Here is an 11,386-nt window from a genome sequence, read left to right as displayed (position 1 = left end):
CGCTAGCAATTAAATTACTAGTTTGTTTTTGTTGAAAACAGCTTTCTGTTTTCTGCCCTGCGATTACCAGTGAGACTTTACGTCTCATTGCTTTTCGTCTTCTTCTTTGTTCAGTTTTCAAAGGTCAATTTCTTTTGCTGCTAAAGCGTTTGTCCGTATCAGCAACGTTTATAAATATACCAAGATTTTTGCCTTTCGTCAATACTTTTTACAAAGTTTTTTAAATAAAGATGAAAAAAGATTAATTTAGTGTATAAATTGATGTTAGAACTATGTTTTATAGTCAATCCTAGAAGACATTAGGTTGTATAAATTTGCATTCCTTTTTCTTCAAATTGTTCTTTCAAGACTGGATCTATTTCTTTTCCAGTGATGATAGAGGATATTTCATCTAAGGCTGCGTATTTGTATAAAGAAATGCGGCCGAACTTGGTGTGATCGGTTACTAGAATGACTTCATCAGCTGAGTGGAGCATTTGTTGTTTGGCTGGGATTAGATATTCATCATAGTGCATTAACCCTTTATCAATATCAAGAGCTGGTGTGGTTACGAAGGCTTTATGCACATGAATACTTTGTAAAGTTCCACTCGTTATCATACCGTTAAGGATGAATGTTTCCGGATAGATGACTCCACCTGTCACGATTACTTTGGACGGGGAAAAGCGCATTATGGAAGCTACATTAATATCATTTGTTATCACGGTTAATTTGGAGCGGTCTTTTAATGCTGTTGCGATATGTCCAGTTGTTGTTCCGGCATCTAGTATGATTGTATCCCCGTCTTTGACCATTGTCGCTGCTAAAGTGGCGATGCGTTGTTTTTCTTCGTAGCGTACTTCGCTTCGTTTTTTCCAGTTAGGTTCAGAAACTACTTTTTCTTCTATCATAACTCCGCCGTGGGTTCTTTTTAGTTTTTTGTCTTTTTCTAAAGAGGTTAAATCGCGGCGAATGGTTGCTTCATGAACTTCGAAATGTTTAGCTAGTTCACTAACGGTTGCTATTTTACGACTTTTAACATATTGGACAATGGCGCGCTTTCGTTCGATAGATAGCACTTCTTCCCCTCCTTTTGTTTAACTATATGGTAACTCCAATAGAAAAAAATCGCAAACAATCAAAAAACCTTGGAGCAATTGGCTCCAAGGTTTGGAAATGAAAATTAATTGTTTAAGCGTTTTTCTAGTTCTGCTTTTTTATCTTCGAAGCCTGGTTTGCCAAGTAATGCGAACATGTTGGCTTTATATGCTTCTACTCCAGGTTGGTCAAATGGATTTACGCCATTTAGGTAACCACTGATAGCTACAGCTTTTTCAAAGAAGTATACTAGGTAGCCGAAAGTATAAGCATCTAGTTCTGGTACTTCTACAACAAAGTTTGGAACTTCGCCGTCTGTATGTGCTAAAAGCGTTCCTTCGAATGCTTTTGTGTTAACGAAATCAACTGTTTCGCCAGCAAGGTAATTTAAGCCATCTAAATCTACTTCTTCTTTATTGATAGTTAAATTGTGGCGTGGTTTGTCCACTTTGATAACTGTTTCAAAAAGGTTACGACGGCCATCTTGGATATATTGACCGATGGAATGTAAATCTGTAGAGAAGTTAGCGCTCGATGGGTAAATTCCTTTTTTATCTTTACCTTCACTTTCGCCGAATAATTGTTTCCACCATTCGTTGAAATATTGTAAACCTGGTTCGTAGCTGATTAGAAGTTCAGTTACTTTGCCTTTACGGTAAAGGACATTACGAGCTGCTGCATATTGGTATGCAATGTTATTTTTAAGTTCTGGTTTGTCGAAATCTTTGCTTGCTGCTGCCGCTCCGTTCATAAGTGCATCAATATCTACACCGCTCACTGCGATTGGAAGTAAACCTACTGCGGTTAAAACAGAAAAACGTCCGCCAACATCGTCTGGTACAACAAAAGTTTCATAGCCTTCGTTGTCAGCTAATGTTTTTAGCGCGCCTTTTGCTTTATCAGTTGTAGCGTAAATGCGTTTTTTCGCGCCTTCTTCACCGTATTTTTTGATTAAAAGTTCTTTGAAAACACGGAAAGCAATTGCTGGTTCTGTAGTTGTTCCGGATTTAGAAATAACGTTAACAGAGAAATCACGGTCGCCAACTACTTCAATTAAGTCATGTAAGTAGGAAGAACTAATGCTATTTCCTGCAAAGAATACTTGAGGTGTTTTACGCGTACCTTTTTCAAGTACATTATAGAAGGAATGATTCAAAGTTTCGATTGCAGCACGTGCCCCGAGGTAAGAACCACCGATACCGATAACGATTAATACGTCGGAGTCGCTGTGGATTTTTTCTGTTGCTTTTTTGATACGAGCAAATTCTTCTTTGTCGTAATCTGTTGGTAGGTTAATCCAACCAAGTGCATCATTACCAGCACCTGTACCGTTATGTAAAGAATCATGAGCTGCTTTTACTGCTGGTTCAAGATAATCAAGTTCGCGTTCTTCAAAAAAACGGAGCGCTTTGGAATAATCAAATTTAATATGTGTCATTGTTTTCCCTCCAAATTTTAAAAAAGTTTCTTTATTAACTTTATATCAATCAATGCTTTTTAGCAAGGATAGACCATGTGAAATTTAAGCCTTTTTGAAAAATCAGGTATAGTTTTCATATAAGACTCCCTCGCTTCTAACTAGTTCATTTAAAGATAATTGGTCTATGGCTAATAAATCGTCAGCAAGCGGAATCGGTATCCATTTTACTCGAAAGACATTGTCGTCGTTTGAAAGAGCCACCATCTCACCCACTGGTTTTGCTCGAAAAATAAATGTACAAACATGTTCCCAAGTAGCGCGTCTCTCTTTGCAGTGCAAAATAGACTCTATTTCTATATCGATATTTGTCTGTTCTTTTACTTTACTTGCGAGCGCTTCTTCCAACGTTTGATCTGTTTCGACATGTCCTCCTGGAAAGGCCCAGGCTAAGTTACGGTTTCGAACTATTAATATTTCGTCTTTCTTTTCATTGTATACAAATGCTTGCACATGAATAGATCTTTTCACGAAAATCCCCCTTTTTGACTATTTTATACAATTGAATAAATTGAAAATTACTACTAACTATTCCCTTTTTCTAAAATTTTAGTCAATTAAATTTATCAGCCTAGTAATTTACTCTAAATAGGGCATGATACTAAGCTGATGGAGATTTTTATTTATCTGCTTTATTAATCCATTCTTCTAATTTATCTCGTAATGTGTTGAACCCTTCATCATTTTCACCAGATGATACAGCTTTTCTCTTAGCTGGTTGTTCTTTTGGCGTTTCTTCAGTGGCTCTAATAGAAAGACTGATTTTGTTTTTTTCTTCATCAATGTCTAGTATTTTCACTTTCACCTCTTGGCCAACTTCAAGAAAATCATGGATATCTTTGACAAAACCATGTGTGATTTCTGAAATATGAACTAAACCTTGTGTAGAATTATCTAGTGCTACAAATGCACCGTAACTTTGGATTCCGGCAATTTTCCCAGAAACTACTTCTCCCACCTTGAATGTACTCATCCTCATTCCACCTACTTTCAACCTTACAATATTTTATAAATTATAACACTTAGACGAAACTTTAACAATTATTCTAAATCCTTCTATGGTGAGCTTTTAAGGGAGGATTTATGCTATAATTGAGACGAATGAAAGAGAAGGAGCGTGACATAATTGAGTCAATTTGATGAAGTCATTCCACGTATTGGAACTAATTCAGAAAAGTGGGATGGGGCAGAAGAATTATTTGGCAGAAAAGATATTATTCCAATGTGGGTAGCGGATATGGATTTTCGTGCGCCGCAGCCTGTACTTGATGCATTCAAGCGTCAAATCGATCACGGAATTTTTGGTTATTCAACAAAATCAGCGGCACTTGTCGAAGCTGTTATTGATTGGAACAAAGAACAACACCAGTTCGACATCGATCCGAGTACTTTGTTTTTCAACGGGGCTGTTGTTCCAACTATTTCGCTAGCAATTCGTTCGTTAACAAGTGAAGGTGATTCTGTTCTAATGGTTTCGCCGATTTACCCGCCTTTTTTCAACGTAACCAAAGCTACAGAACGAAAAGTAGTTATGTCACCACTTATATATGAGAACCACCAATATCGAATTGATTTTACTGATTTAGAAAAACGGATGAAAGAAGAAAAGGTAAAATTATTCCTTCTATGTAATCCGCAAAACCCTGGTGGCCGTTGTTTCACGACAGAAGAACTAGTGGAACTTGCTCATCTGTGTGAAAAATACCAAATTCCGATTGTTTCAGATGAAATTCACGCTGATTTAGTGATGAAAAACCATAAACATGTACCAATGATGGTTGCTGCGCCATTTTATAAAGATCAAATTATCACTTTGATGGCCGCTACAAAAACGTTTAATTTAGCTGCTATTAAAGCTTCCTACTATATTATTACGAATAAAGACTACCAAGCAAAATTCGCCGCGGAGCAAAAATATGCTACAACGAACGGGCTTAATGTTTTTGGGATTGTTGGTACAGAAGCAGCCTACCGGGATGGCGCTCCTTGGTTAAAAGAACTGAAAGAATATATTTATAGTAATTATGAATATGTAAAAGCTGAACTCGAAAAAGAACTACCAGAAGTTGGCGTAACGGACTTAGAGGCAACTTACTTGATGTGGCTTGATTGCCGCGCGCTTCCTAAAGACGAAAAAACGATTTACGCCGATTTAATTGAAGCTGGTGTTGGTGTCCAAATGGGATCTGGATTTGGACATTCTGGTAAAGGTTTTGTCCGTTTTAATATTGCCTGTCCAAAAGAAACTTTAGAAAAAGCCGTGAAACTCCTGATTCAAGGCTTAAAAAAATAGCTTATTTCGAGAAACTAAGTAGTAAATACTTAGTTTCTTTTTTTAGGAAATTGAATATAGCTTTGGTATACTATTCTGTGGAAAGTGAAATAGTGTTCATTTTCCGTTTACATAAATTTAAAGGAGTTGGTATAACCGATGTTTTTAGGGCTTCGTGAATTAGTTTATTCTAAGTTGCGCTATATTTTAGTAACAGGCATCATGGTCTTAATTATGTTACTATCACTTATTTTATCTGGGCTGGCAAATGGGCTTGCTTATGATAATGCTTCATCTGTCGCAGATAACGGGGTTCCATATTATGTTCTCAGCAAAGACGCCCAAGACAAATTATCTAGATCTCAGTTCCCAGAATCCAAACTCGCTGATGTGAAAAAAGATGCGAACGTGAAAGACGCTGCGGTTCTAGGACAATCTATGCAAACATTAAAACGGGAAAGTGACGATAAAAAGTTTAGTGTAGCACTTTTCGGTATTCAACCAGATAGCTTTCTCGCTCCAAAAATTTCTGATGGAGCTAACATACAAGTGACAAAGCCTGACGAAATCGTCGTCGATTCTTCTTTGAAATCAGACGGAATCAAAATTGGCGATGTTTTAATGGATGATATTTTAAATCGAGAATTAACGGTTGTCGGCTTTACGGAAAATCAAAAGTACAGCCATGCTCCAGTTGTTTATATTAATATCGCAACTTGGCAAGAGATCAACCCTGTTTTATATCACCAAAAAATCCCGCAAACAAGTACGATTGCGATTAAAACAGATAATCCAGATAAAGGTGTGACTCTTTCAGATAAAGATTTAACGACGATTGATCATAAAGGGTTTTTAAATCAAATTCCAGGTTATTCCGCGGAACAAATGACGCTTAACATGATGATTTTCTTCCTAATCATTATTGGTGGATTTATTTTAACAGCATTCTTCTATGTCATGACGCTTCAAAAAACAACGCAATTTGGTATTTTGAAAGCACTTGGAACGAAAACGAGTTACTTAGTTAAGAGCATTATTACTCAAGTGGTGATTATTTCGATTATTAGTATTTTAATTAGTGTCGGTGTAACGCTAATTTTACCAAGCATTATGCCAGCAGCTATGCCGTTTAGATTGAGCCCAATGACTATCGCGCTTTATAGTGGCTTGTTCTTCCTAGTTGCCCTATTTGGCGCACTTCTATCACTTAGACGAATCGCTAAAGTAGACGCATTAGATGCTATTCGAGGAGGTGATGAATAATGGAAACTCTATTATCTTTTGAAAATGTATACAAAGACTATCCTTCTGGCCCTTCAATTATTCATGCACTGAAGGAAACAAATTTCGAAGCGAAAAAAGGAGAATTGATTGCCATCGTTGGTCCAAGTGGTTCTGGGAAAAGTACGCTACTTTCTCTTGCCGGAGCGCTATTAACACCAACTGGCGGAACGATCTCCATAAACGGAAAATCTGTCGGAAACTTATCTTCTAAAGAACAAACGGCTCTTCGTTTAGAAGAAATTGGCTTTATTTTCCAAGCAGCTCACTTGGTTCCTTATTTACACGTCAAGGACCAAATAAGCTTTATTGGAAAAATGGCTGGGAAAAGTGCGGCGGAATTGGAAAAAGATACTGCTTCCCTTCTAAGCCAACTTGGAATTAGCGATCGCGCGAATTTCTATCCAAAAGATTTATCTGGCGGGCAAAAGCAACGTGTCGCTATTGCGCGAGCTCTGATCAACCAACCTTCCGTTATTTTAGCCGATGAACCAACTGCAAGTCTTGACACAGAAAGAAGTCGTGAAGTTGTCGAGCTCATCCGAAACGAGGTTGTGCAAACGAGTCGGACTGCGATTATGGTAACACATGATGAGCGTATGCTAGATTTAGTCAACCATGTGTATCGTATGGAAGACGGAATACTTACCCAAGAAAGCTAAAAAACCTGCGTGGCCTAACTGCCACACAGGTTTTTTTACTGTTTATTTTTGGAACCCATCAATTAAATCTAATGCTTGGCCTAGTACTTTTTCACCGTTCATTGTACCATAAGCTGCCATGTCGATAACATCTACTGGAATTTTCCCAGCAGCTAATTCATCCACTGTTTTTTTCTGATAACGCACTTGTGGTCCTAAAAGTACTACATCTGCATCATCAATTAAGTTACTTACTTCAGCAATGGAGTATGCTTCGATTTCACAAGTTTCTCCACGATCTTCAGCTGCTTTACGCATTTTTGTTACTAAAAGGCTTGTTGACATCCCTGCCGCACATACTAAAACAATATTTTTCATCGTAATCTTTCCTTTCAGATTAAGGCTGCTTTTTTTGTACACTCTTATTATAACTACCTTCACCATTTTAAACAAGTAAACTACTGGACCCGAGAGAAAATAATTAAAAATACGAAAAACCATTGCGATTTCACGTAAAAAGAGCGATAATAGACAATAACTTTATCCGAAAGCTCAGAAAATTTTGCATCATCCAAAAACAACACTTTCGGGAGATAAAAAATTCAGATCAGGAGTGTGTTGCATGAAAGTAATTAAATTTGGCGGAAGCTCTTTAGCATCGGGGATCCAATTAAATAAGGTTTTCCAACTTGTAGCGGAGGATCCTGATAGGAAAATCGTTGTTGTTTCTGCACCAGGTAAACGTTTCAAGGAAGATACAAAAGTGACTGACCTACTTATTGATTGCGCGGCAAAGGCACTTCTCGGCGAAGATACAAGCGAACTATTTGAGGCTGTCATTGCGAGATATGCTGGCATTGCCCTTGATACAGGAATGGATGACGCGATTATCACACAAATTCGCGCTGACTTACAAAAGACTATTTCGTCTGATAAAAGCGATCCTGATAAATTTTTAGATCGAATGAAGGCTAGTGGAGAAGACAATAATGCGAAATTAATCGCTGCTTATTTTAAATTCAAAGGCTTAAACGCCAACTATGTTAATCCAAAAGATGCCGGGTTATTTGTGACGGATGAACATGCTAGTGCTCAAGTTCTTCCTGAGTCTTATGACCGTTTATTTGCGCTTCGAGAGCGAGAAGGTATCATTGTTTTTCCGGGATTTTTCGGTTATACGAAAGACGGTGAAATTAGCACGTTTTCTAGAAGTGGCTCTGATATTACTGGAGCGATTGTCGCAAACGGGGCTCAAGCTGAGTTATACGAAAACTTTACTGATGTTGATGCAGTGTATGCGGTCAATCCCGCTATTGTGAAAAATCCGAAGAAAGTTCTTGAACTGACTTACCGGGAAATGCGTGAACTTTCTTATGCTGGCTTTTCTGTTTTTCATGATGAAGCGCTGATTCCGGCGTTCCATGCTGGTATTCCTGTGCATATTAAAAACACAAACAATCCTGATTCTTGTGGTACACGTGTCGTTCATGAACGCGAAAATAATAATGGCCCTGTCGTTGGTATTGCTAGTGATGATGGCTTTTGTAGCATTTATATTAGTAAATATTTGATGAACCGGGAAATCGGTTTTGGACGGAAAGTATTACAAATTCTGGAAGATGCTGGGTTGAACTACGAACATATGCCGTCTGGAATTGATGATTTAACGATTATTATTCGTGAAAATCAGTTTGGTGAGGATACCGAGCAGACGATTATGACGCGGTTAAAAGAAGAATTAAATGCCGATCAAGTGATTATGCAACATGGTATCTCCCTGATTATGGTCGTTGGTGAAGCTATGCGCCATAATGTTGGAATAACTTCGCGTGCTTCGAAAGCTTTATCTGACGCAAAAGTGAATATTGAAATGATTAATCAAGGTTCTTCTGAGGTGAGCATTATGTTTGGTGTGAAAGAAGAACAAGAAGATGCGGCCGTTCGCGCACTATACAATGAATTCTTTTCAGAAGTCTTAGTCTAAAAAAACAAGTTTTTCATCCTTAGCGATGAGAAACTTGTTTTTTGTTATTTAGTCACTTCTTTTAATTGATAGTCTTTGGCAATTACGTCAATAATATAATCATAAGTACTAACGCGGTAATGCTTAAAATCTTGAACGTTATAATCATTTCTTATTTTCACTCGTTCATGGATTAAATCAGAATGCTCGATTATTTCAAAATTGCTCTGACTTGTTAACCAACTTGTACTCCATTTGCTTTTTTCGTAGGTGTCGAGTTCGGTGGATGAGTAGAAGATAAGTCTGTTAAAAATCATATTTAGGAGTGTGCTTTCTTCTTCAAGGTCAACTTCTATGGATAGTGTGAGTTGGTTGTTTTTTTGGTGCAAGCTGGTGAGCCATATTTTATCTCTGCCGTATACTAGTTGATTGTTAATTTTTATTGGAGATGAAATTTCTATTTTTTTCACGACTCCTATCTGTATTTATTCTTCCACTTTCTGAAAAGAGCACTTTCCAAAATAGAAAGTGCTCTTCATTCATTATTTAATATTAATCTTCTCAATCACAACATCATTCACTGGTTTGTCTTGCATGCCAGTTGGTAGGTTGGCGATTTCGTCTACTACGTCCATGCCTTCGATTACGTGACCGAAAACTGTGTGGCGGCCGTCTAACCACGGGGTTCCACCTTGTTTGTAAGCTTCGATAATTTCTACTGGGAAGCCAGCTTGTTCCATTTGGCCAAGCATATCAGCAGGCATATCTGGTTTTTGAACGATGAAGAATTGGCTGCCGTTTGTGTTTGGACCAGCGTTTGCCATTGATAGAGCTCCGCGTAGGTTGAAAGCTTCTGTAGAGAATTCATCTTCAAAAGATTCGCCCCAAATACTTTCGCCACCAGTACCGCGGCCATCTGGATCTCCACCTTGGATCATGAATTCAGGAATAACACGGTGGAAAATAAGACCATCATAGTAGCCGTTTTTGGAATGTGTAACAAAATTTTCTACTGTTTTTGGAGCGATTTCAGGGAACAATTTGATGCGGATAGTTCCTCGGTTTGTAATCATTTCTGCTTCGATTTCATTAGGTGCCACTTCTTTTGATAATTGTGGGTAAGTCATATTGTAAAAACTCCTTCTTTTGTTTAAATTTATTGTTTACTAACGTAGCCAAATAATAAGTAAATTAACAACGACAGCAATCAGATACAGTACTAGTATAACAGCTGAAACCCAAATGACAATTTTTTTAACCAAAAAGGCACATCCTTCACTTTATTTTTCATTCACTATCTTTTATTCTATAATGAAAAGGACAGTTTTAACAATAATACGAATAGAGATGATTTTTTTATGACAACTCGAACACGGAATTTATACATCTTAATGCTGGCAAACTTATTGATGTCGGCCAGTATGACAATGATTATGCCTTTTTTATCTCTTTATATTGAAACATTTGGTGATTATAGCAATGCTTACGTGCAAAGGTGGGCTGGTTATATTTTTGGCGTAACATTTTTAGTTGCCTTTATCTTTTCGCCGATCTGGGGTCGAATTGGTGATAAGCATGGTTATAAAGGAATTTTGATTCTGACATCGGTTGGTTTATCGATTTGTATTTTTCTGATGGGATTTGCGCATTCTGTCACTTACTTGCTGATTTTACGAATTTTCATGGGGATTGTAACTGGTTTTATTGGTGTAAGTAATGCCTTTATTGCAAAGCAAACTCCTCGTAATGAAGCCGGAAAAATTCTCGGCACATTGCAACTTGGAGGTGTGACTGGCATGCTGTTTGGCCCACTGATTGGTGGTGCGATGGCGGATTTATTTGGTTTTAAAGACACTTTTACCATTACTGGGATTGCAATGATGGTAGCGGCCCTACTTGTTGCTTTTGGTGTAAAGGAAATTCGAACAGACGAACAAAAAGAAGCTGCCAAAGTAGTCTATTCTCGTCGTGCGGTGTTAAAACAAATTTTTACGCTCCGAGTACTTTTCACTGTGATGGTTATTACTGCTCTTATTCAAATAGCGAATTTTAGTGTACAACCGCTTCTCGCACTGTATGTAGGAGATATGACAAAATCGGATAATATTGCGTTTTTATCTGGATTAGCGTTTTCTGCAACGGGGTTCGGGAACTTGGTGATGACGCGAAAATGGGGACAGCTTGGTGATAAATATGGATATGAGAAAATTTTAAATATCCTATTGATCATGGCAGCGGTTTTCGTTATTCCGCAAGCATTCGCGACGAATCTTTGGGTCTTTATCTTCTTCCGCTTTTTATTCGGTATTGCAATTGGTGGAATGGTGCCATGTACGACAGCTTATATTCGGCTTGCGGCGCCCGGAGTTATGCAAGGAGAAATGCTTGGATATAATCAGAGTGCTCGCTTCTTAGGAAATGTTATTGGACCTATTCTTGGTGGAACACTTGCTGGTTTTACTGGGATTCCAAGTGTTTTCTTATTTATGAGTTTTATGTTCCTCGTAGCATTTTTCATTTTACTTTATGCGCTTCACTCCGACCGAAAACGGCATGTGAACGTCGATTAATCTTTACAAACCTAAGATTTTTTCTTAGGTTTGTTTTTGTTGTTCTTCCTATTTAATTGTTTTTTAATTTACGTAAATTGATTTATAAAGTTAAGTTTCCTGCCT

General features: G+C 37.7%; 12 protein-coding genes. 5 read left to right on the top strand and 7 right to left on the bottom strand.

Annotated elements, in window-relative coordinates:
• Positions 1-299: 299 nt before the first annotated feature.
• From HCB45_RS13970 to yugI, 4 genes are all read right to left on the bottom strand, one after another.
• Complete coding sequence (locus HCB45_RS13970) at positions 300-1,058, bottom strand: DeoR/GlpR family DNA-binding transcription regulator (protein WP_003722392.1); 759 nt, start codon at positions 1,056-1,058, stop codon at positions 300-302.
• Positions 1,059-1,162: 104 nt separating this feature from the next.
• Positions 1,163-2,515, bottom strand: a complete 1,353-nt coding sequence (locus HCB45_RS13965; protein WP_185620296.1) for a glucose-6-phosphate isomerase — start codon at positions 2,513-2,515, stop codon at positions 1,163-1,165.
• Positions 2,516-2,617: 102 nt separating this feature from the next.
• Positions 2,618-3,025 carry an NUDIX hydrolase gene (locus HCB45_RS13960; RefSeq protein ID WP_185608186.1) on the bottom strand — a complete coding sequence of 136 codons (408 nt, stop codon included), beginning with the start codon at positions 3,023-3,025 and terminating at the stop codon, positions 2,618-2,620.
• A 148-nt stretch (positions 3,026-3,173) separates the two neighbouring features.
• The gene (yugI, locus tag HCB45_RS13955; protein WP_185320057.1) at positions 3,174-3,527 is read right to left on the bottom strand and encodes a S1 domain-containing post-transcriptional regulator GSP13; all 354 of its coding nucleotides are present in this window, start codon (positions 3,525-3,527) and stop codon (positions 3,174-3,176) included.
• Between the two features lie 153 nt (positions 3,528-3,680).
• Here yugI and HCB45_RS13950 point away from each other — a divergent pair, with 153 nt between their 5' ends.
• From HCB45_RS13950 to HCB45_RS13940, 3 genes are all read left to right on the top strand, one after another.
• A complete protein-coding gene (locus HCB45_RS13950) occupies positions 3,681-4,847 on the top strand; it encodes a MalY/PatB family protein (RefSeq protein ID WP_185620295.1) in 1,167 nt (388 codons plus the stop codon).
• A 138-nt stretch (positions 4,848-4,985) separates the two neighbouring features.
• Positions 4,986-6,089 (top strand): ABC transporter permease, encoded by a 1,104-nt coding sequence (locus HCB45_RS13945; protein ID WP_185320059.1) that lies wholly within the window; start codon positions 4,986-4,988, stop codon positions 6,087-6,089.
• On the top strand, positions 6,089-6,769 hold the full coding sequence (locus tag HCB45_RS13940) for an ABC transporter ATP-binding protein (RefSeq protein ID WP_003763734.1): 681 nt from the start codon (positions 6,089-6,091) through the stop codon (positions 6,767-6,769). The genes HCB45_RS13945 and HCB45_RS13940 overlap by 1 nt, the downstream gene beginning before the upstream one ends.
• 42 nt (positions 6,770-6,811) lie before the next feature.
• Here the strand turns inward: HCB45_RS13940 and HCB45_RS13935 are convergent, their stop codons facing one another.
• Positions 6,812-7,126 carry a PTS sugar transporter subunit IIB gene (locus tag HCB45_RS13935; protein WP_003763736.1) on the bottom strand — a complete coding sequence of 105 codons (315 nt, stop codon included), beginning with the start codon at positions 7,124-7,126 and terminating at the stop codon, positions 6,812-6,814.
• A 244-nt stretch (positions 7,127-7,370) separates the two neighbouring features.
• Between HCB45_RS13935 and HCB45_RS13930 the strand changes: the two genes are divergently transcribed.
• The gene (locus HCB45_RS13930; RefSeq protein ID WP_185620294.1) at positions 7,371-8,732 is read left to right on the top strand and encodes an aspartate kinase; all 1,362 of its coding nucleotides are present in this window, start codon (positions 7,371-7,373) and stop codon (positions 8,730-8,732) included.
• 44 nt (positions 8,733-8,776) lie between these two features.
• Here HCB45_RS13930 and HCB45_RS13925 read toward each other — a convergent pair whose 3' ends face one another.
• On the bottom strand, positions 8,777-9,172 hold the full coding sequence (locus HCB45_RS13925; protein ID WP_185620297.1) for a hypothetical protein: 396 nt from the start codon (positions 9,170-9,172) through the stop codon (positions 8,777-8,779).
• An 81-nt stretch (positions 9,173-9,253) separates the two neighbouring features.
• Complete coding sequence (locus tag HCB45_RS13920; RefSeq protein WP_003726864.1) at positions 9,254-9,838, bottom strand: peptidylprolyl isomerase; 585 nt, start codon at positions 9,836-9,838, stop codon at positions 9,254-9,256.
• Between the two features lie 162 nt (positions 9,839-10,000).
• Between HCB45_RS13920 and HCB45_RS13915 the strand changes: the two genes are divergently transcribed.
• The gene (locus tag HCB45_RS13915; RefSeq protein ID WP_514130539.1) at positions 10,001-11,281 is read left to right on the top strand and encodes a lmo2377 family MFS transporter; all 1,281 of its coding nucleotides are present in this window, start codon (positions 10,001-10,003) and stop codon (positions 11,279-11,281) included.
• Positions 11,282-11,386: the final 105 nt, after the last annotated feature.

The sequence above is a fragment of the Listeria farberi genome, assembly GCF_014229245.1.
Lineage (GTDB): Bacteria > Bacillota > Bacilli > Lactobacillales > Listeriaceae > Listeria > Listeria farberi.
Note: the sequence above shows the minus strand (reverse complement) of the source record. Positions and strands in the feature narration are given on the sequence as shown.